This window comes from Bauldia litoralis, assembly GCF_900104485.1.
GTDB lineage: Bacteria > Pseudomonadota > Alphaproteobacteria > Rhizobiales > Kaistiaceae > Bauldia > Bauldia litoralis.
Genome location: NZ_FMXQ01000003.1, coordinates 199992 through 226690 on the forward strand (window position 1 = coordinate 199992; position 26699 = coordinate 226690).

Genomic DNA, 26699 nt, shown 5'->3' on the forward strand with positions numbered 1-26699 from the left:
GTGAGTCGTGGCCGATCGTCCGGTCACAACTCGGTGTTGAACGGCACCTCGAGCGTGCCGGCAATGATGTCGGCGCGGGCCTTCTCGATCTCCGGCCACACTTCCTTGGCCTTGGCGACGAGGTCGGGCGGGCCCTGCTCGACCCAGGTCGGCGACAGGACGAAATCGACGACGCCGGTGCCGAGGCCGGTCGAAAGGTGACCCGCCTTGAAGTCCGGGCCGATCGCCTTTTCGACCTCGTTGTAGAGCGACTGGCCGAAGTCGAGCGCGACCAGTGCGGCGACGCTCTTCGGGCCCAGCTTGTACTGCTCCGGCGAAATCGCGCTGACCATGCGCCCGTCCGCCTCGTTGGCGGCCTGGATGATGCCGGTATCGGTCGCCGCCGAGTCCGTCTGGATGTAGTCGATGCCGTCCTGGTACATCTGGTTGGCGATCTCGTGACCCTTGGCCGGATCCTGGAACGAACCGGCGAACGCACCGGTCACCGACTTGTCGGCACCGACGGAAGCGGCAGCGGCCTTCATCGCATTCAGATCCGCATTGAGCGGCGGCAGGCTGACACCGCCGATGTAGCCGATCTTGCCGGTCTTGGAGATCTTGGCAGCGAAGAGGCCCGACAGGTAGCAGCCGAGATAGTAATCGTAGGACACCGTCACGACGTTCGGCATGACCGGCTCAAAGGGGTCTCCGAAAATCTGGATGAACTTGGTGTCGGGGAACTTCGGCGCCAGTTCCTTGATCGGCTCGGCCACCTCGTTGAAGGTGCCGGCGATCACCTCGGCGCCCGCATCGGCGAGCGACTCGTAGATCGACGGGAAGGTCGCCGAATCCTGCGCGTAGATGGTGCGGATCGGGAAGCCCTTCTCCTCCGACAGCTTCTTCAGCGCGGCGATCATCGAGTCGATCGGGCCGTTGTCGCCGGCCGCCTGGGTATGCACCAGCGCGACCAGTCCGGTCGCCGCCTTGGCCCGGGTCGGAAGCGCCAGGCTGCCGGCCGTGCCAGCGACCAGCGCCGCTCCGGCCGAAGTCTTGAGGAAGGTCCGGCGCGATAGCGCCTTTGCCTTCAACATGTCGATCTTGCTGGTCATCTGATACCCCTCTGTTATCGCGCGCCTTCTTCGAGGCCGCGCGTCGGTGTTGGTCTTCAGAACACGAATGCCAGATCCGTGCCGTGAACGGTGACGGATCGTCGAGACTTTGCAAAGGCCGAAATTCGGGTGCTCACGCAGGCGGCCGCAATGGCCAGACCCGGGCCGCGTGGCGCGTCGGAGCTTCGAACGCTGTTGGCCGTACGAGATCGCACCGAGCCGTCCTTCCATGCATGCGGCATCGGCGACGATAGCCGCATCCTGACCAAAGCGTCAACTTTCGCCCGGGGGTTGCGAATTGCCCGCCCTGCCGTGTCCGGCCCGCCACCGATGGCGGCACACCCTGCCGTTTTCCGCGGCATTCCTTGGCCGGGGAGCGGCAGGTCGCGCCACTCAATCATCGTCTTCCACCACCGTGATCGCCTGCTCCGGGCAGGCATCCACGGCATCAAGCGCGTCGTCATGGAGGTCGTCCGGCAGGGGGTCGACCAGGACATTCGCCTTGCCGTCGGCCTCGTCGAGGGCGAAGAGCTTTTCCGAGGTGAAAAAGCAGAGACCGTGCCCCTGGCAGATGGCTCGATCGACCCTGACATGCCTCGCCATTGCCCCCTCCACGCTCAGCCGGCCTGCCGGCGACGGCCCGGCGTGAAGGTGATCGGCACCTTGCGTCGACCGAAGACGATGCCGATGGTGTCGGCCTCGACGATCCCGTCCAGCGCCACCGTGAAGTCGGGCAGCCGCTCAAGCACCTGCTCGAGCACGATCCGCAACTCGATCCGCGCCAGGGTCGAGCCGAGGCAGCGATGGGCGCCTATACCGAAAGTCATGTGCCGGTTGGGCGTCCGGTCGAGCACCAGCTCCTCGGCATCGTCGCCAAAGACAGCAGCGTCGCGGTTGGCGCTGGCCCACAGCATGAAAACCGTCTCGCCCTCGGCGATCGGCTGGCCGCCGACCTCGGTATCCTCGGTTACCGTCCGGGCGAAACCCTGGACCGGCGCATCGTAGCGAAGGAATTCCTCGACCGCCTTGGGGATCAGGCCGCGATCGGCGACCAGCCGGTCGCGGAGATCGGGCCGCTGACCGAGCGCGACGAAGATGTTGCTGAACGCCGCCATTACCGTGTCCATGCCGCCGAAGATCACCATGCGGACAAGGTCGATGACCTCCTCGCGGGTCGTCGCCACGCCGCGATAGTCGGCGGCGAGCAGCGCCGAGATCATGTCGTCGCGCGGTGCTGCGATCCGCGCATCGACCTCGGCGACGATCCGTTCCGAAAAGGCCTGGATGTCCCGGGTCGCCGCGTCATTCTCCGGCGTCCCCGGCCGGGAATAGCTCCCGGCGTGGATCGGATCGGCGAAGACCCGCCAGTCCGCCGGATCGAGGCCGAGCAGCGCCATGGTGGTGCTGGACGGCACGGGATTGGCGAGTTCGGTGACGACGTCGGCTTCGCCGCGCTCGATGAATCCGTCGATCGACCGATCGACGATATCGTCGATAAAGGGTTCGAGCCGCTTCAGGTTGCCGGGCGCGAAGAAGGGAATGAGCAGCGAGCGATAGCGTTCGAGTTCGGGCGGATCGGATTGCAGGGGGATCAGCCGGCCGACATTGGTCGGCGGCACGACAACCTCGCGCGCCGAGGAGAAGACGCGGTCGTTGCGCGCCACCTCGAAGACCTCGTCGTAGCGCGACAATAACCAGTAGCCGTCATGGGCGGGCGAATGCGCGACAGGACACTTGCCGCGCATCTCGCGATAGAGCGCGTATTTCCGCTCGTTGAAATCCGGCGCGTGATGATCGAAGTCGATCTCATCCATCGCCACGCGCCCCGCTCCTGAAGCCCCTTGTCATGGCGACCGTTACAGCTCGGTGTTGAACGGCACCTCGAGCGTGCCGTCGATGATCCCGGCGCGCGCTTTCTCGATCTCCGGCCACACTTCCTTGGCCCTGGCGACGAGGTCGGCCGGACCGGCGGTCTCGAAATCGGGCGAAAGAACGAAATCGATGACGCCGGTTCCAATGCCGGTCGACAGGTGGCCGGCCTTGAAGTCCGGACCGATCGCCTTCGATACTTCGTTGTAGAGCGACTGGCCGAAGTCGAGCGCAACGACCGCGATCACCGACTTGGCACCGAGCTTGAACTGGGCGGTCGACCCGGCGCTGACCATGCGACCGTCGACCTCGTTGGCGGCCTGGATGATGCCCGTGTCGGTCGCCGCGGCGTCCGTCTGGATGTAGTCGATGCCGTCCTGGTACATCTGGTTGGCTATCTCGTGACCCTTGGCCGGATCCTGGAACGAACCGGCGAACGCACCCGTCACCGACTTGTCGGCACCGACCGAGGCGGCAGCCGCCTTCATCGCATTCAGGTCCGCATTGAGCGGCGGCAGGCTGACGCCGCCGATATAGCCGATCTTGCCGGTCTTGGAGACCTTGGCGGCGAAGAGACCCGACAGGTAGCAGCCGAGATAGTAGTCGTAGGAGACCGTGACGACGTTGGGCATCACAGGCTCGAACGCATCGCCGAAGATCTGGATGAATTTTGTGTCCGGGAACTTCGGCGCCAGTTCCTTGATCGGCTCGGCGACCTCGTTGAAGGTGCCGACGATCACCTCGGCGCCGGCATCGGCCAGGGTTTCGAAGATCGTCGGGAAGGTCGCAGAATCCTGCGCGTAGATCGTGCGGATCGGAAAGCCCTGCTCGTCGGACAGTTTCTTCAGCGCGGCGATCATCGAGTCGATCGGGCCATTGTCGCCGGCCGCCTGGGTATGAACCAGCGCGACCAGTCCGGTCGCCGCCTTGGCCCGGGTCGAAAGCGCCAGGCTGCCGGCCGTGCCAGCGATCATCGCCGCTCCGGCCGACGTCTTGAGGAAGGTCCGGCGCGATACCCGCGCCGCTGTCAGGTCGGTCTTGGCTGTCATCTCACTGCCCCTTGGTTGCTGCACGGCCGCGCGCGACCGGTCTGGCCCGATCGTCAACGACGAAAATCTTGAATGCGTGAATCGTGCCATCGAAGACGGCGTCGGGTGCCCGTCGCGGCGGTCCGCCGGATCGAGGACCGGCAAAATGCACGCGCCGGACGGTCCAGGCCGTATGCCCGATTCCAGGTCGCATCGATGCCATCCCCCCTGACTGTCAACGAAGCAAGGACGATAGGCGAAACCTGACCGAAGCGTCAACTTTCCGCCGCGCCTCGCTCGCGGTCCGAACCAACCGCCGTCACGCGACGGTGGTCGTCTCGGCGCGGGCGACGATCAGGTGCGGGACACCATCGCTGGTCTTGGCGAAGGAGACGCCACCCGGCGACACCGTCGCGTTGGCCCGCCGCCGGAAGTGCGAAAAGCTCTCGAAGGCGACGACATCGACCGGCTCGTCGAATTCGATCGTGACGTGAAAGGCACTGCCCTCGGCCATGCTCCGCATCGCGATGATGGTGCCGATAAAGGCCTGCTTCAGGTAGTGGCCCTCGACCCGATCGCCGAGCTGCAGCGGGATTTCCGGCGCGTTCGACAGTCTTGCCGACAGCGTGTTCCAGTCGGCATAGCCCTGCTCGGCGGCAACGCGCTCCAGCGCGGCGGAGTGGCTGATGGCGTGGCTGCCGGCGGCACGTTCGGCGCGAATGGCCCTGGCGCGGGCCTTGGCCTGGTCGCGCGTATGAATTGTCGGTGTCATGGCGATGATCCCATCCTGATTCCGCGGTCGTCTGGAAACGGAGCTCGCCTTGCCGTCAGACCGCTGATCGAGGGGTCATGCACGTTTTCGTGTCGCGGCCGAAACCGGCCGGGAGATCTTCACCAACAGGACCTTCGTCCTGGCGAGCGGCGGGCGTCTCTTGCCTGCCGGGACGATTAGGTCAGGCGGCGCGCCCTGTCAATTCATCCGCCACGCAGCGGACAGACCGCTAGCCGATCAGCGGGGTGGATGCGCTCGGCTTGAGGAGGCGGACCTCCTGGCTCTGGATCGCGTCCATCGACCAGATCTCGCCAATGTATTTCTGCCACGCCGGGTCGTCGGCCATGGCGCCCCGGCGACGGTCGCGGTCTTCGAAACTGTCATAGGCCCACAGCATCACCGTCTGGTGGATGTTGCCGAATTCGGTGGTGAAGATGCCCATGAAATGACCGAGATGCCGCTTCTGGATCGGCAGGCCCTCGGTCTCGTATTTCTTCATCCAGGGCTGCAGGGTGCCGGGGCGAAAGGTGTAGGTGCGATGCTCGACGATCAATGGATCTCTCCCGCTAGCGCGTTGCCTTCAGCACCATGTCGGCGGCTTTCTCGCCGATCATGATGGTCGGTGCGTTGGTGTTGCCGCTCGCGATGATCGGCATGATCGAGGCATCGGCGACGCGCAGGCCGTCGATGCCGTGAACTTTCAGTTCCGGGTCGACCACCGCCTCGGCATCGTTGCCCATCTTGCAGGTGCCGACCGGATGGAGCGTCGTGCCGCCGGCCTTCTTCAGCCACTGCATCAGGTCGGCGTCGCTGACCTTGTCCGGGCCGGGCGCGATCTCTTCGCCGAGGATATCGGCGAAGGCCGGCTGCGCCATCACCTCGCGGATGATCTGGACGCCGGCAATGGTGGTGTCCTTGTCGAACTGGGTGGCGAGGTAGTTGGCGAAGATGCGCGGCGGATCGCGGGGATCGGCCGAGCGCAGCGTGATCCGCCCACGACTTTCCGGGTTGACCGGGCCGACCCGGATGGTGACGCCGTGATTGTCCTCGACGCGGGCCCGCTGGAAGGGTTTCGGCCAGTGAAGGTTGGCCGTCTTTTCCAGCGCCGGCATGAAATGGGCCTGGATGTCGGGCGCCGCCAGCCCCGGCCGCGACCGGACGAAGGCGCCGCCCTCGTAGGGAAAGGTGGTGGCGACGCCGCGGCCGAACAGCGTTCCCTCGACGATCGCCTTGGTCAGCCGATCGACCCGCAGGTCGCTGTAGAGCGTCAGCGGCTGGTTGATCTCGTAGACGACGCAGACGTCGACATGGTCCTGCAGGTTGCGGCCGACGCCGGGCAGGTGATGGACCGGCGCGATGCCGTGCTGCTTGAGCTGGTCCGCGTCACCGATACCGGAGAGCATCAGGATCTGCGGGGCATTGACGGCGCCGGCCGACAGCACGATCTCGCGCGTCGCGCGGGCGACGATCGTCTTGCCGCTCCGTTCGTATTCGACGCCGACCGCCCTGCCCTTCTCGATGACGATGCGGTGCGTCAGCGCATGGGTGGCGACGGTCAGGTTCGGCCGGTTCATCACCGGCCGCAGGAAGGCCCGCGACGTGCTCCAGCGCTTGCCGTCGCGGATGGTGAAGTCGTAGCGGCCGAACCCGTCCTGGACCTCGCCGTTGAAATCGTCATTGCTGGTGTAGCCCGCTTCGACACCGGCCTCGATGAAGCGGTCGTAGAGCGGGCTGTGGCCCCGGGCCCGGCAGACGGTCAGCGGGCCGTCGTCGCCGTGATAGGCGTCGTGGCGCTCGACATGCGATTCCGACTTGCGGAAATAGGGCAGGACCTCGGCATAGGACCAGCCGGGATTGCCCATCTGCGCCCAGCGGTCGTAGTCGGCGCGGTTGCCGCGCACGTAGATCATGCCGTTGATGGTCGAGGTGCCACCGAGCGCCTTGCCCCTCGGCCAATAGACCTCGCGGTTGTCGAATTCCGGCTCGGGCTCGGTGTGGTAGCGCCAGTTGTAGATGCCCGAATGCATCAGCTTGCCCATCAGCATCGGCAGCCGGACCAGCGGATGACGGTCCTTGCCGCCGGCTTCGATGAGCAGCACGGTCCGGTCGGGATCGGCCGACAGGCGGTTGGCGACAACGCAGCCGGCGGAGCCGGCGCCGATGACGATATGGTCGTAGGTTGCGGCCTCGGCCATCAGCGCCTCCCTTCGCCTACCAGGAGACGGCCTGGCCGCCCATGTCGCGGAGCATGCGGTTGGCGGCGACAAAGGGGTTTTCGAGGGCCAGCACCGCCTCGGCGCGGGCGGGATGGTCGCGCAGCAGGCTGCCGACATGGCCGGTCCGGCCCTCGGCAATCCCCGCCGCGGCCAGCGCGTCGGCCGCCTGGTCGCCGAAGGCGATGAACACGACCGGCGTGCCGCGGCCGGCGAGATGGCGAAGCACGTCGACCATCAGGGGGCGCCACAGCGGCAGATGGCCGCGCAACTGGTGCGGATCGCCGGCCACCGCGAAGCGGCTCAGGGTGAAGGATGAATTGAGCAGGAGGACGCCATTGGCGACCCAGCGGTCGGCGACCGCGTCGGCTGGCTCGAGGTCGATGCCGCCGGTCTCGACATCGCCCATCAGGCGCTGCCAGCCGGCGGTCGAGCCGACATAGCAGGGCTCGCCGACCCGGGCCGCGGCGATGAGCTGCATGAAGGTGCGGACGCTGGTCGAGAACATCTTCTCCAGCTCGCGCCAGTCGGCGACGTTGCCGGCCTCGAAGGCGCGGCCGGTCGCAAAGGCCGGGCAGGGATAGGGGTCCTGGCCGAGCACGACACAGCGCACTGCTTCGGGTGCGATGCCATCGAAGGCCCGGAAGATGTGGGCGCCCTTGGGCGCACCCGGAAAGCCCTTGCTCTTGCGGGCCGGGAAGACCGGCTCCCAGGCCTCCAGCGTGAGCGCCGGATCGATATCGGCGAAGCCCAGCTCGGTGTCGGCGAGAACCGGGTGCCAGGCCGGGTCGAGATCGTTGCGCCAGTCGACGAGAATATCCTGCATCGCTTGTGCGAGCGCGACGCCCATTGCGTGTCTCCTTCAGGGAGCGCAAGCGTAGCCGGAAGTTGACCAAAGCGTCAACTTTCTCGTGACTCGTTCCTGACCTATACGTCAACTTTTCCATGGACACCAACCGCCACATCGGCGAAATTCCGCGATGGGGGATGGGAATGATGGCGCGACGCACCGAAGGCAGGCCCGGCGGGAACACCACCACGCGCATCAGCGTCCGCAATCGCAAGACCATCCTCGACGCGGCGATCAAGGTCTTCACCGAAAAGGGCTATGACGGCGCGAGCATCGCCGAGATCGCCGCTGCGTCGAAGCTGCCCAAGGCGAACATCTACTATTATTTCGGGACCAAGGAGGCGATCTACCGGACGTTGATCGCCGATGTCCTCCACGAGTGGGACGATGCTCTCGCCCATCTCACGGCCGAGCGCGATCCGGCCGAGGCGCTCGCCGGCTATATCCGCGCCAAGCTCGATTTCACCCGTCGCCATGCCGCACAGTCGCGGATGTTCGCCAACGAGGCGGTGCATGGCGGCCGCTTCCTCAGTCGCACCGACCGTGCCCGCATGCAGGCGATCACGCACGCCAAGATGCGGGTCTTCGAGGCATGGATGGATGCCGGCAGGATGGACCGGGTCGACCCGGTGCATCTCTTCGTCATGCTGTGGTCGTCGACGCAATATTACGCGGACTTCGACGTGCTGGCCCGCAACGCGCTGGCGTCGAGCCGGATCACCGTCGACGACTATGATCGCGCCGCCGAGACCATCACCCGCATCATCCTCAAGGGCTGCGGCCTCGCCGCCTGACATGAAAACGGCCCCGACCGCATGGCGATCGGGACCGTCTTGTTCGTGTATCCTGCCTTGAGCGGCGGTCAGGCGCCCTGCTTCAGGGTGTCCTCGGTGATTTGGATGTCGTCGTCGAGCGACCGCACCGGCTTGATGCCCTTCTTCTGCAATTCGCCGTGATAGGCCTTGACCGCCTCCTCGGGAGTGACTTCGCGCGCCACGACCTGGCGCATGCCGGTGACGATGTCGATCGGCGATTCCGCGAGGTGGATCTTGCGGCCGAACAGCGCGACGCGGGCGCCGTATTTCTCGGCCTGGCTGAGCAGTTCGAAGGTGTCGCGGGCGGTGCCGGCGGAACCGCCGAGAATGCCGACGATCAGGCTCGCCGGATCGTAGCTGGCGAGTTCCTCCATGGCGCGCGGGCCGTTATATTGCAGCTTGAGGAACTTCGGGAAGTCGGCTTCCATCACGCCGGCAAGGGTGCGGACGATGTTGTCGTTGATGAAGGCGCCCATGTCGGCGTCGCCGGTCAGCTTGATGTCGAAGGCCGGGTTAAACACCTCGAGGAAATGCCGCATGTTGTTGGCCGAGGCGTCGGCGCGGAAGGCGGTGTAGGCCTCGGCGTTCTCGGCATCGATGTCGCGCTGGTTCGAGAAGGTCACCGAATAGAGCCCGAGGTCGGCGATCTTGCGCGCCTGGTCGACGCGAGCGGTGCGATGGTGGCGGGAGGCTTCTTCCCGGTAACGGCCGCCGCGGGCCGACCAGATGTCGGTGGTGTCGTTGAGGCGGATCGCCGGGGTGACGTCGCTGCCCTCGAACAGCCCTTCCTTGGACAGGCGCTCGGCGGTCGAGGCCGACATCAGCATGATGTCGACGAGACCGGTCTTGGTCATGTCGCGGATCGCCTGGAGATGCGTGGCGCGGGGCGTGTGCTGGCCGGGCTTGTTCGGGTCGGCGACCGGCGCGGCGCGGCCGAAGCCGATGTCGCCGTCCTTGGCGTCGGCGATGATGAAGTCAGCGGGCGTGTAGTTGCCGGCCTGGATGTTGGCGAGCTTCTTGTCGAGGATAGGCATGTCGGACTCCTGCGCGGGCGGTGGTTCGGGATCGGGTCGATTCGGAGGCTCGCGCCTGTTGCCTCCGCGCCCGGAATAGCCGTCTAAGGCTTCAATCAAATGACTCGCGCCAGCCCCACCGATCGGCGAGGGCCAGGCAGGCGGACCACGTCTCGATCGCGCCGGTTGTCGATATCTGGCGAAGCGAGGCGGCGGCGGCGGCATGGGCCATTGCCACGGCCCGCTCGACGTCCCAGCCTTCGTGTACGCCATAAACAAAGCCGGCGGCGAAGGCATCGCCGGCACCATTGGCCCCGGCAACTTCGTCGGGCGGTACGCGCACCGACGGCCGGGTGACGACAGTGCCGTCGCGTGTCGCAACGACCGCGCCGGTGGGAAAATGCACGACCACCATCTGCGGCGTGCCGAGATCGAGGGCCGCCTTGGCCGCCGCGATGCAGGCGTCGGGATCGGTCTTGCCGCCGGGCACCGTCTCGATGCCGGCGATACCGCCGATTTCCGCGTCGTTGACGACCAGAAGGTCGAGATGGGGCAGGCAGGGGCGAACCAGCGCGGCATTGCGCTCCGGCGCGATGCTGGCCAGTTCGAGGTTGGTCATCATCCCGGCGGCGCGCGCCTTCCTGAGGGTCGCCACCCAGCCATTGGCGTCGTCATGCCATGGCGAGTCCATGATCTCGTGCACGCCGGGCAGGCCGAGATGGAAGATGCGATGGGTGAGGCCGGTGAAATCGAAATGGTCCGGGGTCAGCAGGTTGCTGCTGCCGAAATAGCTGATGTGGGTCCGCTGGCCGGTCAGCACCGAGCAGAAGGCAAAGGTATAGTCGGTGACTGCCGCGCCGGTCGCCTGCATGCGGCTGTGCTCGATACCGTTGTCTTCGGCCAGGCCTGCGAGAAAGCGGCCGTCGGAGTCGTCGCCGACGAGAGTGATCGTCGCAACGGGCATGGTTGGATCGAGCTTGCGGATATCGATGGCCATGTTGCAGCCGGAACCGCCACCGGCCATGTCGGCCTCGACAATGTCGGCACGGCCGTTCTCGGTCGGCCAGACGTCGACCATCACGTTCCGGTCGATGCACCAGGTGCCGCCGGTAAGTATACCCTTGCGTGTCATGATCAATGCGGTGGTTTGGAAGTCACGGGTGCCTGGACGTGGTTCAGTGGCGTCGATGACGCCCGGCCGTCCTGGCATCGGAAAGTTCAGGAAGAGAGGGAGGGCGACCCGTGCTCATGGTCGCCCTCCCCGAAACACCGCCGGTCAGGCCGGCGATGCCGGGAGGAAGTTTAGCCCCAGCACTTCGTCAGGCCTTCGGCCGACGTCTCCGACGGGACGCCGTCGACCGGCGCGTCGGTGATCAGCGAAACACCGGTGTCGAAGAAGTCGAGACCCGGGGTCGGCTCCGGAACCTTGCCGCTCTTGGCGTATTCGGCAACAGCCTCGACGCCGAGGGCCGCCATCAGCAGCGGGAACTGCATCGAGGTGGCGCCGATGACACCAGCCTTGACGTTCTCGACGCCCGGGCAACCGCCGTCGACCGAAGTCATCAGGACAGAACCGTCATCCTTGCCGATTGCCTTGAGGGCTTCCCATGCACCAGCCGCGGTCGGCTCGTTGATGGTGTAGACGACGTTGATGTCCGGGCACTTCTGGAGAAGCGTCTCCATGCCGGTCCTGCCGCCATCCTCGGCGCCCGCGCCCCACTGATGGCCGCAGATCCGGTCATCATCCTCGTCGAGGTAACGAGACGGGTCCTTCACGTCGATACCGAAGCCGGTCATGAAGCCCTGGTCGCGGGCCGCATCGACGGTCGGCTGAGCTTCGAGCGCGTCAAGGAACGCGATCTTGGCGGTCGCAGTCTTCTCGGGGCCGAGCGTCTTGGCAGCCCACTCGCCGATCAGCTCACCAGCGCGGAAGTTGTCGGTGGCGAACGTCGCGTCGGCGGAGTCGATCGGATCGAGCGGCGTGTCGAGCGCGATGACCAGGATGCCGGCGTCGCGGGCCTTCTGGATCGTCGGGACAATGCCAACGGTGTCGCTCGGGGTGATCAGGATGCCCTTGGCACCAGCGGCGATCAGGGTCTCGACCGCGGCGACCTGGCCGTCGTTGTCGCCGTCGAACTTCCCGGCGAAAGCCTGGAACTTGACGCCGAGCTCATCGGCCTTGGCCTGGGCGCCTTCGCGCATCTTGACGAAGAACGGGTTGTTGTCGGTCTTGGTGATCAGGCCGACGAGCACATCGTCCTGAGCGCTCGCCGGACCCATGCCGGCGGCGAAAGCAATGGCCGCGCCGGCAACGCCGGCGGTCGCCCACTTCAAGGTCTGAAATTTCTTCATTCCGGGTTCCTCCCATTGAATAGTTCAGGGCGATCAGGCGACCGCTGACGGAACCGTAGTCCCGAAGGCAGCCGCCTGTCTCATTTGCCCTAAGGGACATTGCCCAAGCTTCTGCGCCGAATCAAGCAAATACTGATTCAGTAATGCCTGATTTTAGGCAAAAGTGGAGAGATGATCAGGAGTCGATCCGCCCGGAAAACTGGCGGAATGCCTCGCGGCGCGGTCGGCCAGCATCCGGTCGACGACCTCCGGTGCAAGACGCGATTCAATCGTAAGCAGCGCCGCGCCATACAGGCCGTCATGCACATCGGGGCGGGCGAGCGCGATCTGGAGCTTGCGGGTCGCCAGCGGCAGGCACCGCTGGTAGACGAGCTCCTTGATGCCGGAGAGAAGATGGTCGCGGGTCCGCGCCAGCGTTCCGCCGACAACGATGACGCTCGGATTGAGGATGCTGACGGTATCCGAAATCGCCTCCCCGATGATCCGACCCGACTGGCGCACCAGGGTGACTGCTTCCGGCCGATTGAGTTCGGTCAGCGCGACGACGTCCTTGGCGTCCTCGGCCTCGATCCCCTGGGCGCGCAGGTCGCGGGCGATCGCCCAGCCGGCGGCGCGGGCCTCGACGCAGCCGAGCTTGCCGCATCGACACAGCGGCCCCTCGCTCGACGCGAGCTGGATGTGGCCGATATCGCCGCTGGCGCCGTCGGCGCCGCGATAGATCGACCCGCCGGCGAAGATGCCGCTGCCGATGCCGGTCCCGGCCTTGACGAAGAAGAAATTCTCGACCCTTCGCCAGTTGCGGCGATGCTGGTGCAGGGCAAGGAGGTTGACGTCGTTGTCGGCGACCGCCTCGATGCCGAGGCGGGCGGTGAGCCAGCCGCGGATATCGAAATCGTCCCAGCCGGTCATGATCGAGGGTCCGACAACGCGGCCGGCCGCGAAATCGACCGGCGCCGGCAGCGACAGGCCGATTCCGAGCACCTCGCTCCACGAACGCTGGGTCCTGCGCAGAAGGGCCTCGGACTGGTCGGCGATGAAGCCGAGGGTTTCGACCGGGCCCCGCTGGGGGTCGAAGACCGACAGGGTTTCGGCGACGATCCCCGGCTTGAGATCGGTGAGACCGACGCGGACTTCGTGTTCGCCGATATCGACAGCGAGGACCAGGCCGAAGTCGGTGTTGAGCCGAAGGGCGCGGGCCGGCCGGCCGCCGCTTGGCAGCCGCTTGTCGGCTTCCGTCACCAGCCCGGCGTCGAACAGATAGGACAGGCGCTGCGCCACCGTGGCGCGCGACAACTGGGAGGCCTCGACGAGGGCCGCCCGCGAGGCGGCGCGACCCGACATGATCAGCGCGAGCAGGTGCCCGGTTCCGGCAAACGGGTTCGCCGCGCGTCGCCGTTCGGACTCCTGGTGCCCCCGGGCTTGATCGTTCTTCAAGGCCAACGCCTTCCGGTTGCGGCCGGTCCGGCCGCCGCCGGACAGGATCGCGAAAGATGCGTCTTACCACAAGTGCCGGCCGGGAATCGCGCCACGGTTCCCGTCATCGGCTACACTACCGCGAGCAGACAGGGAGAATGACCATGGGCGGGGATCGCGGCGAAGCGGTATTCGATGAGGTGCGCTGGGAACGGATGTTCCCCGACCAGCTTGAGCGACGCTTCGCAGAATGGCCCGTCCTCTACCAGACTTACGGGCTGCTCGAGCCGCACGGCCCGCAGAACGCGGTGGGGCTCGACGCGCTCAAGGCGCATGCCATCGCCTGCCTGACCGCGCGGCGTCACGGCGGCATCGTCGCGCCACCCGACTACGGCCATATCCACGAGATCGGCGATTACGCGCTCTGGGCGCTGGGGATGATCGGCGAGGTGCAGCGCGACTGGATGTCGGCGGTGCCGCCGTGGCATCACTTCAAGACCGTCTGCTGGCACCTGAGGAACGCCGACCGCCTCGGCTTCAAGGCGGTGGTGCTGATGACCGGCCACTACGGCGTCAACTACATCGATCTGAAGACGCTGGTCGACCTCGTCCAGCCTCACGTCGGCGCCCGGCTCTTCGCGCTCGCCGATTTCGAAGCCGATACGCAAGGCTTCGAGGGCGACGGCGACATCCATGGCGACCACGCCGGCAAGATCGAGACTTCCCAGCTCTGGGCGCTCGTACCGTCCGCCGTCGACATCTCGCGCCTGCCGCCCGCCAATGCCCCCGGGCCGCATTTCGCCATGGGCCCCGATGCCTACGAAGCGAACCGGCTCGCCGGCCAGGCAATGGTCGAGCGCCAGGTCGCCTTCCTGGCCGACAAGGCCGAAGCCCTGGTCGCGGCACATGAAGCCGCGGCGCCGACGGCGCGGCTGCGCTCCTTTGCCGATGTCGAGACCTTATGGGAGACGGTGGTCGCGCCAGCGCTGCCCGATTTCCTGTCGATGCAGAGCGATCCGAAAGGAACCGGCGTCGCCATGCCGGCGGAAAGCCGCTGGGCGATCAACTGGCAGCCGCCCGGGCGTTGACCGACTGCCGTCAACCCGTGGTTGCCACCGGGGCTGTAACACCAAGCCACTGGGATTCATGGGTTTTTTACGTCGCCAACAAAGTGTGTCATGATTTCCGAGCTTCACCGGCAGAGGATGGGACGCCGGTGCAAAATTCGTTCGTGGACGTCGGGGGCGGCGTGCCATTATCGATTCGACAGGGACGTGCCGGAGGCTTTCTAAGCCGGCAAACTGCGGGGCGACACCATGCAGGAGAAAGCCGGCACCTTGCGAACGGGGGTTTCGCTGGTGCTGACTGACGATGCGGCTATCGAGGTCCGTGCCGAGGGCGCCGGGCCGGCGATCGTCCTGTTGCCATCGCTTGGCCGCGGCATCGCGGACTTCAACGATATCGTGCCCGCGCTGGTCGACAACGGCTATCGCGTCCTGCGCCCGGAACCGCGTGGCGTCGGTCGCAGCCGCGGCCCGATGAGCGGAAACACCCTTCATCATTTCGCCGCCGACATCGCCTCGATCATCCGACAGGACGGCAGCGCGCCTTGCGTGATCGCCGGCCATGCCTTTGGCGGCAAGGTCGCCTGCACCGTTGCGGCGAACCATCGCGAGGTGGTGCGGGCGCTGGTGCTGATCGCCGGGACCGGCAATGCCGAAATCGACCCGGACATCGGAGAATCGATCGGGGTCGGCAGCGATCCGTCGCTGCCGAGAGAAAAGCGTCGCGACCATCTGGTCCGGGCCTTCTTCGCCGAGGGGAACGATCCCGCGGAATGGCTCGACGGCTGGCATCCCGAGACAATGGCGATGCAGCGCGAAGCCGAGAAGGCGACCGCGCCCGATGCCTATGTCGGCGGCGGCGATGCGCCGGTCCTCGACATACAGGCCGAGGCCGACGCGGTTGTCGGCGAATCCGAGCGCTCGGCGCGGCGGGAAACCTTCGCCGACCGCGTGACGGTCGTGGTCATCCGCCGGGCCGGCCACGCCCTGCTGCCGGAGCAGCCGGCGCAGGTGGCCGCCGCCATCCACGACTACATCCAGAAGCTCTGAGCGAACCGCGCTAGCCGACCCGCGCCTCGATCGCGTCCCAGACCAGCGCCGCGATGTCGGCGCCGCCGAAGCGCTTGACCTCGCGGATGCCGGTCGGCGAGGTGACGTTGATCTCGGTCAGGTAGTCGCCGATCACGTCGATGCCGACGAAGATCAGGCCGCGCTCCCTCAGCGTCGGACCGATCGCAGCGCAGATCTCGCGGTCGCGCTCGGTCATGTCGACCGGCTCGGCCCGCCCGCCGACATGCATGTTGGAGCGCGCCTCGCCCGCCGCGGGTATCCGGTTGATGATGCCGACCGCCTCGCCCTCGACCAGGATGATGCGCTTGTCGCCCTGGCGAACGGCCGGCAGGTATTGCTGGACGACGAAGGGCTCGCGGTAGACGTCCTCGAAGATCTCGAGCAGCGAGGCGAGGTTCTCGTCGCCGCCGGCAATGCGGAACACGCCGGCGCCGCCATTGCCGTAGAGCGGCTTGACGATGATGTCGCCGAATTCCTCGCGGAAGGCGACGATCTCGCGGCGGTCGCGGGTGATCAGGGTCGGCGGCGTCAGGTCGGCGAATTCGGTGACGAACAGTTTTTCCGGCGCGTTGCGGACATGGCCCGGATCGTTGACCACCAGCGTCTTCGGATGGATGCGCTCCAGCAGATGGGTGGTGGTGATGTAGCCCATGTCGAAGGGCGGGTCCTGGCGAAGCTGGATGACGTCGAAGGTCGACAGGTCGCGGGTCTCCGCCTCGCTGAGGGTGAAATGGTTGCCTTCCTCGTCGCGCACCGTCACGGCCTCGACCCGCGCCTCGACCCGGCCGTTGCGCATCGCCAGCCTGTCAGGCGTGTAGTGATGCAGGCCGTGGCCGCGCCGCGCCGCCTCGAGCATCAGGGCAAAGGTCGAGTCGCCGCGAATGGCGAGCTTCGAAATGTGGTCCATCTGGAACGCGACAGCGAGCGCCATGGGCTTGGGTCTCCGGCTTCAGGTCGAGGGCTATATCGTTTGCCCGGCGAATAAAGGCAATGACCCAATGGCATTGGCCATGCCGGGCCCGTGCGCATTCCCTCCCCGAGCCGGGGAGGGGGGACCATCGCGAAGCGGTAGTGGGTGGGGTTCATGGTCGGTAGGCGTGCGTCCTTCGAGGCCCGCGCTTCGCGCGCGCACCTCAGGATGGCGGGGTTTGTGGGTTCGACAGGCGGCGGAAGCGAAGGCATCCCCCGTCGCCATCCTGAGGCAAGTCGCTCACCAGCTTCGCCCCTGGCTGTCGAAGACCGAGACCATGTGGCGGGGCAGCTTGCCCGGCACCGCCACCACGACGTCGAAGCGGCGGTCGAAGGTGGCGAGCGCCGGGTGCCTGCCGATCCACAGCTCGGCGGCGCGGGCAATGCGCCTGCGGCTCGCCGGCCGCACCGCAAGGATCGCCGCGTCCTCGCCGGCGCGAAGCTTGACCTCGACGAAGACGATGGTGCGGCCGCGCCGGACGATCAGGTCGATCTCGCCGGCGCCGCTGCGAAAGCGCCGGGCCAGCACCCGGTAGCCCTTCAGCCGCAGCCACCAGGCGGCCATCGTCTCGGCCCGGCGGCCGCGGATCTCGGCGGCGCGGCGGCGCGGATCGGCTGCACCGTCACGCCTCGGCGTCGCCGCCATCGTCCCGGTCCTTCAGCGCCAGCGCCCGCTGGTAGAGGTCGCGGCGCGGCAGGCCGGTCAGCGCCGCCGCCTCGTCCGCCGCCATGCGCACCGTGCCGGTTTCGAGCAGGCCGATCAGCAGCGTGTCGATGTCGGCGGCGTCCGGCGCCGTCTCCTCCGGCGGACCGATGACCACGACGATCTCGCCCTTCGGCGCGTCCTCGCCCGCCAGTTCCGCTGCGAGGCCGGCCAGCGATCCGCGGCGATAGGTCTCGAAGGTCTTGGTCAGTTCGCGGGCGACCACCGCCGGTCGCGCGCCGCCGAGCACCGCCGCCATGTCGGCAAGTGCGGCGGCAAGCCGTCGCGCCGATTCGTAGAAGACCAGGCTGCCCGGCACCGCCACCAGCGCCGCCAGCCGCTTGCGCCGGGCGCCTTCCTTCTGCGGCAGGAAGCCGGCGAAGAAGAAGGCGTCGGTCGGCAGGCCGGAGGCGACCAGCGCCGCCAGCATCGCCGAGGCGCCGGGCACCGGCACCACCGCATGTCCGGCCTCGACCGCCTCGGCGACCAGCCTGTAGCCGGGGTCGGAGATCAACGGCGTGCCGGCGTCGCTGACCAGCGCCACGGCATGCCCCGCCGCCAGTTCGCGCAGGATGCGCGGCCGCTGCGCCGCCGCGTTGTGCTCGTGATAGGCGATCAGCCGCCGGGCGATGGCGTAGCGGGCGAGCAGGACGCGCGTCACCCGCGTGTCCTCGCAGACAATCAGGTCGGCCGCAGCCAGCGTCGCCAGCCCGCGCAGCGTCATGTCGCCGAGGTTGCCGATCGGTGTCGCAACGATGTGCAGGCCGGGGTCGAGCGGCCGGACGGCCATCGCCACGCCGTCGATGGCGTATCCGGGGGGCTTGTCTCCATCGGGCCGGCGATCGTCACGCATCGCATTCTCCGCATCGCGGGCAAAGCGCCCGGCCGGCTTGACATTGACGGCGCATCGCTTTTGACAGGGCCCGGATGAACCTTATGATTTACCCATTGTTACCGGGTTTCGGGCCGTTTGCGGGAAAGTGTCTGCACTTTTGCCTTCGCGGGGTCCGATGAATTGCATGAACCGGGGCGGGGAAGGCAGCAATCAGCGCCGACCCGCGGCGGCCATTCCGAGGAGAGACGCTTGCCGGGCCTGATTCGATCTTTCGCAGGCCGTGCGCGGCTTTGGGCCATCGTCGCCGGCGTGGCGCTCGCCGCCTGTTCGCCGACGACGCTGCTTAACCCGCCGCCCGGCGGCAGCGCCGGCGGTCCGGTCGACGGCGAAGTCATCGGAACCGGCCCGACCCGGGTCGCGCTGCTGCTGCCGCTGTCGGCCAACGGCAATGCCGGTCAGGTCGCCAAGGACATGCGCAATTCGGCCGAACTGGCGCTGCGCGAGTTCCAGTCGACCAGCATCCAGATCCTGGTCAAGGACGACCGCGGCACGCCTGACGGGGCGCGGGCGGCGGCTTCGGCGGCCGTCGCCGAAGGCGCCCAGATCATCCTCGGGCCGCTCTTCGCCGAATCGGTGACCGCCGCGGCCTCGGTCGCCAAGCCGGCCAACATCCCCGTCGTCGCCTTTTCGACCGACAGTTCGACGGCATCGAAGGGCGTCTACCTGATGAGCTTCCTGCCGCAGAGCGATGTCGACCGGATCGTGCGCTACGCCTCCGGCCAGGGCCGGACCTCCTACGCGGCGCTGCTGCCGGCCAATGCCTATGGCGCCGTGGTCGAGGCCAGCCTGCAGCGCGCCGTCGCCAATGCCGGCGGCCGGGTCATCGCCACCGAGAAATACAATCTCGACCGGACCTCGATGCAGGAGAAGGCGACGAAGATCGCCAATATCGTCAAGCAGGGCACCGTCAACGCCGTCTTCATTCCCGACGGCGGCGAGGCCGCGCCCTTCCTCGCCCAGGTGCTGGCCGCCAACGGCGTCGGCCAGGCGCAGGTCAAGTTCCTCGGCAGCGGCCAGTGGGACGATCCCCGCGTCATCCGCGAATCCAACCTCAACAGCGCGTGGTTCCCCGGCCCCGACCTCGTCGGCTTCCGCGCCTACGCGGCGCGCTTCAAGGCCGCCTATGGCAAGGACCCGCTGCGCACCGCCTCGCTCGCCTATGACGCGGTCAGCCTCGCCGCCGGCCTCTCCGGCCGCTTCGGCGCCCAGGCCTTCACGGAAAAAGTCCTGACCACCTCCAGCGGCTTTGTCGGCGTCGACGGCGCCTTCCGCTTCCGCCCGGACGGCCTCAACCAGCGGGCGCTGGCCGTCTACCAGATCGAACGCGACCAGCTCGGGGTCCTCGCCCCCGCGCCAAAGAATTTTTCGGCCGGGTTCTAGCAGAGAATCAAGACGATCGACTCACTAACCCGCGCGTGATCGAACTTCGATCGGAGGCTCGCCGGAGCCGAGGCCCCGAATGCTATTCGGCAAGAGGCGCCAACTCGTGGCTGATGCGGGCGGGTTTCGTCCGGCAGTCCATTCAAACGAGTAGTGCGGTCGCGTACATGACAACAAGGCCGGTGACGACGCCGGCTGCGCCGGTCGGTGCGAGCAGACGCCCGCTGCCACCCTGACGGGTCATGAAGGCCGCGACCTCGATGATCACTTGAAGAATGGCGCCGGCGCCGACACCGAAAGCCAAGGCGGCCCAATAAGGATTGATTGCGCCGGTGCCGAGCAGAACGCCGGCAATGGCGGGGAAGCCGGCAAGGGCTGCAAGCCCGAAAAAGGTGGTCATGGGCGGGCGCTTGCCGGTGGCAAGCGGGGCGGCGATACCGATGCCCTCTGTGACATTGTGAACGACGAATCCGACGACCAGGAATGAGGCAAGCGCCGCGGCGCCGGTGGCCAGGGCGGCGCCGACGACAAGTCCTTCGCCAAGATTGTGCAGTCCAATCCCGAGGGCGATGAAGAAAGCCAGACCGCGGCCCTCCGGAGCCTTGCCTCCGCGACGTCCGACAGCGAGAAGCGCGATCGCCGTGACGGCCATGGATATCCAGACGACGGATGTCCCCCGAAGCCTGCCAAGCGTTTCGGCGCCGAGTTCCAGACCTTCGCCCAACGTGTCGATGAACAAAAACAGAAGCAGACCAATCGTCAGCGCCAGCATGAAGCGCAGCGCGTCCGGTCTGGCCGCGCGGATCGCCGGATATGCCAGGAGGCCAATGGCGACAGGGACGATGCCGAGAAGAACCCCGACCAGCCCCAGCCGTAGAAGGTTCGCGCCATCTCGCTCAGGCCGGGGGACGGCGACATCAATCGTGTGCTCGAAGCTGACGCCGGTCGAGGTCAGGAGCAGGATGTGGTGGGTTTCGCCCTCGATCCAGGGATAGGGAATATCGACACGAGCCGAGTTGAGGCGTCCCAGCGTTGGCGACGGCGTGACCGTGAAAATCCGCCAGGCGCCGTCGACCTGAACCTGGGCGAGGGTGAGCGCCTGCGAGCCATCGGCGCGTATACCGAGCGAGATCATTCCTGGCGTCAGGTCGACTGTCTCGACGGCGAGTTCCTCGACTGGTGGAGATGAATCGGTCAGGGGATCGAGCGGACGCCCGATCAGGAGAAATGCCAGAACCGCCGTCATCGCGATTGCGGGTAAGACGATCCAGATCCAGCCGCGAGACATCAAACAACCTCGAGATGGCTCATCCATCCAAGTTCAGCGAACTCCGACTGGTGGGCATGGAACATGTAGAGCCCGGGCTCGTGATCGGCGAAAGAGAATTCGATGATGCCGCGCTGTGCCTGACACTGCATGACCGTGTCGATCGTTCGCAGTGTTGGTGTCAGGGTCGTGCCGTGGTCGTAGTAGTCGAAGAAATTGGCATGCAGGTGGAACGAGTTAATTGGATCGAACTCGGTGACGTTGATGAGATAGATGCGAACCGGCCGGGATCGTTCGATGCGGATCGGGTTGTTGAAGTAGGCGAACGGAATTGAATTGACCGCGTAGAATTCGTTCTCGTCGTCGAAATTCGTGTCAAAGCCGTTCATGACCATTACAAATTCTTGCCAGACGGCATGCTCGGGCGTGGCATGACGCCTGGCCAATGCCGCAGAGTGTTCTTCCGGATGGCGGGCCGGGTCCGGGTCGACGATGAACGCGCCATACATGCCTTTGTGGATGTGCCGCTTAAGCGGCATGGCATGACAATGATAGAGATGGCATCCGAACGGCTTTGCCTCGAACTCGTAGACGAAATCTTCGCCGGGATTGATCATGCCGGGCCCGCCCGGTACGCCGTCCATCCGCGCCGAATGGATCCCGTGAAAATGCATCGAGTGCGGATGCGAGCCGCCGTTCTGAAATAGAATACGGAGACGCTCGCCTTCGACGCAGCGGAGCGTCGGCCCGGGGACGCGACCGTTGAAGGTCCAGGCCGGGAAAAAGACACCCGGCGCGACCTCCAGCTCCCTGTCGACGGCGGTGATGACCCACTGCCGCACCGCGCGCCCGTCTTCTTCGACCGTCAACTCCCCATAGTCGAAATCGGTGACGATATCGGCGGGATCGAATCCGTTTCGAACGTGATCGACCGTTCCAACGACGGTGTTGTTGCCGGGAGTGTGATGCGAGCCGGCCGTCGGAGCGGAAGGATCATCGACGTGGCCTGCCGCCGAGGCGGAACGATCACCTCCACGCAGTCCCACTGCGCCAAGGGCAACTGCCGTTCCTATGGCGGCTCGGCGCGACACAGGATGCGATCTCCAGTCCGGCATTTTCGAACGTTCCTGCAAATGCGAATTATTCTCATTATCATAAACTGAGGGATTGGAGAAGCGCTATGTCGCTGGTCCGTCGCATCCCGCCAGAATCGCCCTGCCTGGCGTTCTGGCCGCTGAAACGCTCTTGCTCAAAAGCGTGTCTGCTGAAAGCGCCCCATGAGGAGAGACCGGCCTGCGTCATCGAGCAGGGCCACGGGCGGACAACGAATCACGAATGCGAAAGTGCCGTGGGTCTCTGGCACCGACCGGCGCACCGACCCACGCCTTCCCGCCGGATGCCGGGAGAACCCTCAGGCCGCCAGGTCGGCCACCACCGCGTCGAGGACGAAGGACCCCGCCCGCGTCGCCCGCAACCGCCCGTCCACCGTCCGCTCGACCATGCCGTGGGCGACGAGGTCGGCGAGCTGTTCCGGGTCGAGGTCGCGGCCCGAGAGTTTCTCGTAGCGGGCGATGTCGATGCCCTCGGCGAGGCGAAGCCCCATCAGCAGCATCTCGTCGCCCTGTTCCTCGCGGTTCAGCAACTCGTCGACGATCAACCCGTCGCCGTAGCGCTCGACCCGTGCCAGCCAGGCTTCCGGGTTGCGCTCGGTCTCGGTGGCGTGGCGGCCATCGGGCAGGCGCAGCCGGCCATGGGCGCCGGGGCCGATGCCGGCATATTCGCCGTAGCGCCAATAGACCAGGTTGTGCCGGCACTCGGCGTCGGGACGGGCGTGGTTGGAAACCTCGTAGGCCGGCAGGCCGGCGCCCTCGGCGGTCTCGCGCGTCACCGCGTAGAGTTCGGCCGCCGTGTCCTCGTCCGGCACCTTGAGCTTGCCGGCGCGGTAGAGCCGGGCGAAGGGCGTCTCGTCCTCGATGGTCAACTGGTAAAGCGACAGATGGTCGGCGGCGAGCTTGAGCGCCTCGCCGAGTTCGCGCTGCCAGGCAGCCGGCGTCTGGTCGGGCCGGGCATAGATCAGGTCGAAGGAAATTCGCGGAAAGGTCTTGCGGGCGATCTCGATCGCCTTCAGCGCCTCGGCGACATCGTGCAGCCGGCCGAGAAACCGCAGGTCGGCGTCGTTCAGCGCCTGGACGCCGAGCGACACGCGGTTGACGCCGGCCAGCCGGTAGCCGCGGAACCGCTCCGCCTCGACGCTCGACGGATTGGCCTCCAGCGTCACTTCGGTATTGGCGGCGACCGTCCAGTTCAGCGCGATCGCGTCGAGAATCGCGCCGACCGTCGCCGGCTCCATCAGCGATGGCGTGCCGCCGCCGAGGAAGATGCTCGACACGGTGCGGCCGGGCATCCGGTCGGCCGTCGTGGCGATCTCGCGGGCCAGAGCGCGCGAGAAGCGCGCCTGGTCCGGCGGGTCATGGCGGACATGCGAGTTGAAGTCGCAATACGGACACTTCGCGGCGCAGAACGGCCAGTGAACGTAGACGCCGAAGCCGGGTTCGGCGGCGCTCATCCCTTCAGCCTCTCGTCGGCGAATTTTGCGAAGGCGCGCGACCGGTGGGAAAATTCCGCCTTGGTCTCGGGGGCCAGCTCGCCAAAGGTCTGGTCGTAGCCGTCGGGCACGAACATCGGGTCGTAGCCGAAGCCGTTGGTGCCGCGCGGCGGATAGACCAGCGCGCCGGCGACCTCGCCGCGGAAGAAGGCGCGCTCGCCATCGGGAAAGGCGAGGCAGAGAACGGAGACGAAGGACGCGCGGCGGTCGGCCGGGTCGGTGGCGCCAAGCGCGTCGAGCTTCTCGGCGACCTGGCGCATGGCGGCGTCGAAATCCTTGTCCGGTCCCGCCCAGCGGGCCGAATAGATGCCGGGCGCGCCGCCCAGCGCCTCGACCACCAGGCCGGAATCATCGGCCAGCGCCGGCAGGCCGGCCGCTTCCGAAACGGCCGCCGCCTTGAGCTCGGCATTTTCCTCGAAGGTGACGCCGGTTTCCTCCGGCTCGGCGATGCCGAGTTCGGTCGCCGAGACGACCGACAGGCCGAATGGCGCGACCATCTCGCCGATCTCGACGAGCTTGCCCGGATTATGGCTGGCGACGACCAGCCTGTCGCCGCGCTGGAAGGCCCGGGCCATCGGCAACCGTCAGCTGATGGCCAGCTTCTGCAGCTCGACGAGCCGGGCGATGCCGTCGCGGGCAAGGCCCATCAGCTGGCCGAATTCGGCTTCGCTGAACGGGGCGCCTTCGGCGGTCCCCTGGATCTCGACGATGCCGCCGGAGCCGGTCATCACGAAGTTGGAGTCGGTTTCGGCGGCGCTGTCCTCGACATAGTCGAGGTCGAGCACCGGGGTCTCGCGATAGATGCCGGCGGAGATCGCCGCGACATGGTCGATCAGCGGCGATGTCTGCAGGATCTGCCGGGCCATCATCCATTCGATGCAGTCGCGCAGCGCCACCCAGCCGCCGGTGATCGCGGCGGTGCGGGTGCCGCCATCGGCCTGGATGACATCGCAATCGACGACGATCTGGCGTTCGCCGAGCGCCTTGAGATCGACGACGGCGCGCAGCGAGCGGCCGATCAGGCGCTGGATTTCCTGGGTGCGGCCCGACTGCTTGCCGGCGGTCGATTCGCGGCGCATACGCTCGTTAGTGGCGCGCGGGAGCATGCCGTATTCGGCGGTGACCCAGCCCTTGCCGGCGCCGCGCAGCCATGGCGGCACGCCGGAATCGAGGCTGGCCGTGCACAGCACATGGGTGTCGCCGAAGCGGACCAGGCAGGAGCCCTCGGCGTGTTTCGAGACGCCGCGCTCAAGCCGCACGGGCCGCATGTCGGCGGGCATGCGTTTCGAGGGGCGGATCTGGGTATCGGTCGCTGTTTCCATGCCGCTTCTTAGCGGCCGTCCGGGCTCAAGGCAAAGGCAGCTTGAAACCTTGGTGAAAACCGACACTTAATAGGGTGAAACATGGACCAGTCGCGATGACCAACCAGCCCCCGTCGAATTTCTCAATCGGCTCCGGCGCAGGCGATTCGCAGGGCTCGGCCCTGCAGGGCCTCGACCGGCGGTCGCGCGAAATCTTTCGCAGCATCGTCGAGACATTTCTCGATACCGGCGAGCCGGTCGGCTCGCGCAACATCAGCCGCCTGCTGCCGGCGCCGCTGTCGCCGGCCTCGGTCCGCAACGTCATGGCCGACCTCGAACAGCTCGGCCTGATCTACGCCCCGCACACCTCGGCCGGCCGGCTGCCGACCGACTATGGCCTGCGCTTCTTCGTCGACGCCCTGCTCGAGATCGGCGACCTGCCGGCCGACGAGCGACGCCGGATCGAGGCGGAGATGCGCGCCTCCGAACCCGGCCGCGGCATGGAGAGCCTGCTCAACGAGGCGAGCCAGGCGCTGTCCGGCCTGTCGCGCGGCGCCGGCGTGGTGCTGTCCGGCAAGACCGACACCCGGCTCAAGCATGTCGAATTCGTCCGCATCGAGCCGACCCGGGCGCTGGTCGTACTCGTCGGCGAGGACGGCTCGGTCGAGAACCGGCTGATCGACCTCGATCCCGACACCACGCCCTCGGCGCTGGTCGAGGCCGGCAACTATCTCAATACCCGGCTGCGCGGCCGAACCCTAGCGGAAGCCCGGTCCGAGCTGCAGCGCCGCGAGGCCGAGGCGAAGGCCGAGCTCGACCAGCTGACCGGCAAGCTGGTCGAAGCCGGCCTTGCCACCTGGGGCGATGTCAGCGACGGCCACCCGCCGACACTGATCGTGCGCGGCCGCGCCAACCTGATCGAGGACGTCACCGCGGCGGAGGACCTCGAACGCATCCGCCGCCTGTTCGACGACCTCGAGACCCAGCGCGAGCTGATCCGCCTGCTTGGCCTCGCCGAAGCCGGCGACGGCGTCCGCATCTTCATCGGCGCGGAAAACCAGCTCTTCTCGCTGTCGGGATCGTCGCTGGTGGTGTCGCCCTATCGCGACACCGAGCAGCGGGTGATCGGCGTCCTCGGCGTCATCGGCCCCACCCGCCTCAACTACGCCCGCATCGTCCCGATGGTCGACTACACCGCCCAGGTCGTCAGCCGCCTGATGCGGTAGCGGGTTTCCCGGGGCCGACGTCAGAAGGGCGCCCAGCCCTCCCCTTGTGGGAGGGCTGGGCGCGGCGTTCCCCTCCCGCGATCGCGCTCCTACACCACCCGATCAACCGCCGAGATACTGCCGCCAGATTGCCTTGTCGCCGAGGGCTTCCAGCCGCGCGGCGTGGGCGGCCATTTCGGCTTCGCTGACCCGGAAGAGCCGCGGCTCCGGCCTGGGGGCGGCGGCGTGGACCACCGCGCCGTAGCGCGCCTGCTGGCCGCCGCCGCGTTCGTCGGCGAGGATCAGGCTCGCCTGGCGGCCGCCGATCAGCTCGATATAGACCTCGGCGAGTAGGTGGGAATCGAGCAGCGCGCCATGCAGCGTCCGCTTGCTGGTGTCGATCTGGTAGCGGGCGCAGAGCGCGTCGAGCGAATTCGGCCCGGCCGGATGCTTGCGCCGCGCCAGCATCAGCGAATCGACGATCTGCCCCGCAGGGATCAGCGGCTGCTTGCAGCGGCCAAGCTCGGCATTGAGAAAGGCGAGGTCGAAATCGGCGTTGTGGGCGATCATCGGCGCATCGCCGACAAAGGCGAGCAGGTCAGCGACGATCGACGCGAAGAGCGGCTTGTCGGAGAGGAACTTGTCGTCGAGACCGTGAACGCGCTGCGCCTCGGCCGGCATCGGCCGCTCGGGATTGATGTAGCGGTGAAAGGTCTGGCCGGTGGCGATATGGTTGAACAGCTCAACGCACCCGATCTCGACGATCCGGTCGCCATTGGTCGGGTCGAGGCCGGTGGTCTCGGTGTCGAAAACGATCTCGCGCATG

General features: G+C 66.9%; 26 protein-coding genes. 5 read left to right on the plus strand and 21 right to left on the minus strand.

What is annotated here, in order from left to right; all coding sequences use genetic code 11:
* Window positions 1-23: 23 nt before the first annotated feature.
* The 8 genes from BLT60_RS08320 to BLT60_RS08360 form a co-directional block, all read right to left on the minus strand.
* Window positions 24-1088 carry a BMP family ABC transporter substrate-binding protein gene (locus tag BLT60_RS08320; RefSeq protein ID WP_090875963.1) on the minus strand — a complete coding sequence of 355 codons (1065 nt, stop codon included), beginning with the start codon at window positions 1086-1088 and terminating at the stop codon, window positions 24-26.
* A 393-nt stretch (window positions 1089-1481) separates the two neighbouring features.
* Window positions 1482-1691, minus strand: a complete 210-nt coding sequence (locus BLT60_RS08325; RefSeq protein WP_090875964.1) for a ferredoxin — start codon at window positions 1689-1691, stop codon at window positions 1482-1484.
* Between the two features lie 14 nt (window positions 1692-1705).
* Complete coding sequence (locus BLT60_RS08330) at window positions 1706-2902, minus strand: cytochrome P450 (RefSeq protein ID WP_090875965.1); 1197 nt, start codon at window positions 2900-2902, stop codon at window positions 1706-1708.
* A 42-nt stretch (window positions 2903-2944) separates the two neighbouring features.
* Complete coding sequence (locus tag BLT60_RS08335) at window positions 2945-4006, minus strand: BMP family ABC transporter substrate-binding protein (RefSeq protein WP_090875966.1); 1062 nt, start codon at window positions 4004-4006, stop codon at window positions 2945-2947.
* A 298-nt stretch (window positions 4007-4304) separates the two neighbouring features.
* Window positions 4305-4757, minus strand: a complete 453-nt coding sequence (locus BLT60_RS08345; RefSeq protein WP_090875968.1) for a glyoxalase superfamily protein — start codon at window positions 4755-4757, stop codon at window positions 4305-4307.
* A 229-nt stretch (window positions 4758-4986) separates the two neighbouring features.
* Window positions 4987-5310 (minus strand): NIPSNAP family protein, encoded by a 324-nt coding sequence (locus tag BLT60_RS08350; RefSeq protein ID WP_090875969.1) that lies wholly within the window; start codon window positions 5308-5310, stop codon window positions 4987-4989.
* Between the two features lie 13 nt (window positions 5311-5323).
* Complete coding sequence (locus tag BLT60_RS08355) at window positions 5324-6952, minus strand: GMC family oxidoreductase (RefSeq protein ID WP_090875970.1); 1629 nt, start codon at window positions 6950-6952, stop codon at window positions 5324-5326.
* 16 nt (window positions 6953-6968) lie between these two features.
* Window positions 6969-7820 (minus strand): uracil-DNA glycosylase family protein, encoded by an 852-nt coding sequence (locus tag BLT60_RS08360; RefSeq protein ID WP_244521189.1) that lies wholly within the window; start codon window positions 7818-7820, stop codon window positions 6969-6971.
* 146 nt (window positions 7821-7966) lie between these two features.
* On the opposite strand from BLT60_RS08360, the gene BLT60_RS08365 reads away from it, so the two are divergent.
* Complete coding sequence (locus BLT60_RS08365) at window positions 7967-8614, plus strand: TetR/AcrR family transcriptional regulator (protein ID WP_090876324.1); 648 nt, start codon at window positions 7967-7969, stop codon at window positions 8612-8614.
* A gap of 68 nt (window positions 8615-8682) precedes the next feature.
* On the opposite strand, the gene BLT60_RS08370 is transcribed toward BLT60_RS08365, so the two are convergent.
* From BLT60_RS08370 to BLT60_RS08385, 4 genes are all read right to left on the minus strand, one after another.
* Window positions 8683-9669: a beta/alpha barrel domain-containing protein gene (locus BLT60_RS08370; RefSeq protein WP_090875971.1), complete on the minus strand. Its 987-nt coding sequence runs from the start codon at window positions 9667-9669 to the stop codon at window positions 8683-8685.
* A gap of 91 nt (window positions 9670-9760) precedes the next feature.
* Complete coding sequence (locus BLT60_RS08375; RefSeq protein WP_090875972.1) at window positions 9761-10780, minus strand: carbohydrate kinase family protein; 1020 nt, start codon at window positions 10778-10780, stop codon at window positions 9761-9763.
* Window positions 10781-10950: 170 nt separating this feature from the next.
* Window positions 10951-12000, minus strand: a complete 1050-nt coding sequence (locus BLT60_RS08380) for a sugar ABC transporter substrate-binding protein (RefSeq protein ID WP_090875973.1) — start codon at window positions 11998-12000, stop codon at window positions 10951-10953.
* A 153-nt stretch (window positions 12001-12153) separates the two neighbouring features.
* Complete coding sequence (locus tag BLT60_RS08385; protein WP_090875974.1) at window positions 12154-13434, minus strand: ROK family transcriptional regulator; 1281 nt, start codon at window positions 13432-13434, stop codon at window positions 12154-12156.
* Between the two features lie 143 nt (window positions 13435-13577).
* On the opposite strand from BLT60_RS08385, the gene BLT60_RS08390 reads away from it, so the two are divergent.
* Window positions 13578-14501: a creatininase family protein gene (locus BLT60_RS08390; RefSeq protein ID WP_175478349.1), complete on the plus strand. Its 924-nt coding sequence runs from the start codon at window positions 13578-13580 to the stop codon at window positions 14499-14501.
* 228 nt (window positions 14502-14729) lie between these two features.
* Window positions 14730-15527 (plus strand): alpha/beta fold hydrolase, encoded by a 798-nt coding sequence (locus tag BLT60_RS08395; RefSeq protein WP_090875976.1) that lies wholly within the window; start codon window positions 14730-14732, stop codon window positions 15525-15527.
* Between the two features lie 10 nt (window positions 15528-15537).
* Here BLT60_RS08395 and gshB read toward each other — a convergent pair whose 3' ends face one another.
* The 3 genes from gshB to rsmI form a co-directional block, all read right to left on the minus strand.
* Window positions 15538-16479 (minus strand): glutathione synthase, encoded by a 942-nt coding sequence (gene gshB, locus BLT60_RS08400; RefSeq protein WP_090875977.1) that lies wholly within the window; start codon window positions 16477-16479, stop codon window positions 15538-15540.
* 279 nt (window positions 16480-16758) lie between these two features.
* Window positions 16759-17163, minus strand: a complete 405-nt coding sequence (locus BLT60_RS08405; protein ID WP_090875978.1) for a YraN family protein — start codon at window positions 17161-17163, stop codon at window positions 16759-16761.
* Window positions 17141-18073, minus strand: a complete 933-nt coding sequence (gene rsmI / locus BLT60_RS08410) for a 16S rRNA (cytidine(1402)-2'-O)-methyltransferase (protein ID WP_090875979.1) — start codon at window positions 18071-18073, stop codon at window positions 17141-17143. Before rsmI ends, BLT60_RS08405 begins: the two co-directional genes overlap by 23 nt.
* Window positions 18074-18304: 231 nt before the next feature.
* Between rsmI and BLT60_RS08415 the strand changes: the two genes are divergently transcribed.
* Window positions 18305-19495 carry a penicillin-binding protein activator gene (locus BLT60_RS08415; protein ID WP_175478350.1) on the plus strand — a complete coding sequence of 397 codons (1191 nt, stop codon included), beginning with the start codon at window positions 18305-18307 and terminating at the stop codon, window positions 19493-19495.
* A gap of 142 nt (window positions 19496-19637) precedes the next feature.
* Here the strand turns inward: BLT60_RS08415 and BLT60_RS08420 are convergent, their stop codons facing one another.
* The 5 genes from BLT60_RS08420 to rph all read right to left on the minus strand — a co-directional run bounded on the left by BLT60_RS08420 (window position 19638) and on the right by rph (window position 24665).
* Window positions 19638-20741 (minus strand): ZIP family metal transporter, encoded by a 1104-nt coding sequence (locus BLT60_RS08420; protein WP_210185569.1) that lies wholly within the window; start codon window positions 20739-20741, stop codon window positions 19638-19640.
* A gap of 41 nt (window positions 20742-20782) precedes the next feature.
* Window positions 20783-21877 (minus strand): multicopper oxidase domain-containing protein, encoded by a 1095-nt coding sequence (locus BLT60_RS08425; RefSeq protein ID WP_090875982.1) that lies wholly within the window; start codon window positions 21875-21877, stop codon window positions 20783-20785.
* 296 nt (window positions 21878-22173) lie between these two features.
* Window positions 22174-23328, minus strand: a complete 1155-nt coding sequence (gene hemW / locus BLT60_RS08430; protein ID WP_090875983.1) for a radical SAM family heme chaperone HemW — start codon at window positions 23326-23328, stop codon at window positions 22174-22176.
* The gene (gene rdgB / locus BLT60_RS08435; protein WP_090875984.1) at window positions 23325-23942 is read right to left on the minus strand and encodes an RdgB/HAM1 family non-canonical purine NTP pyrophosphatase; all 618 of its coding nucleotides are present in this window, start codon (window positions 23940-23942) and stop codon (window positions 23325-23327) included. The genes hemW and rdgB overlap by 4 nt, the downstream gene beginning before the upstream one ends.
* Window positions 23943-23951: 9 nt before the next feature.
* The gene (gene rph / locus BLT60_RS08440; protein ID WP_090876325.1) at window positions 23952-24665 is read right to left on the minus strand and encodes a ribonuclease PH; all 714 of its coding nucleotides are present in this window, start codon (window positions 24663-24665) and stop codon (window positions 23952-23954) included.
* A gap of 119 nt (window positions 24666-24784) precedes the next feature.
* Between rph and hrcA the strand changes: the two genes are divergently transcribed.
* A complete protein-coding gene (hrcA, locus tag BLT60_RS08445) occupies window positions 24785-25894 on the plus strand; it encodes a heat-inducible transcriptional repressor HrcA (protein ID WP_090875985.1) in 1110 nt (369 codons plus the stop codon).
* A gap of 102 nt (window positions 25895-25996) precedes the next feature.
* Here the strand turns inward: hrcA and dnaQ are convergent, their stop codons facing one another.
* Window positions 25997-26698 carry a DNA polymerase III subunit epsilon gene (gene dnaQ, locus BLT60_RS08450; RefSeq protein ID WP_090875986.1) on the minus strand — a complete coding sequence of 234 codons (702 nt, stop codon included), beginning with the start codon at window positions 26696-26698 and terminating at the stop codon, window positions 25997-25999.
* Window position 26699 lies beyond the last annotated feature (1 nt).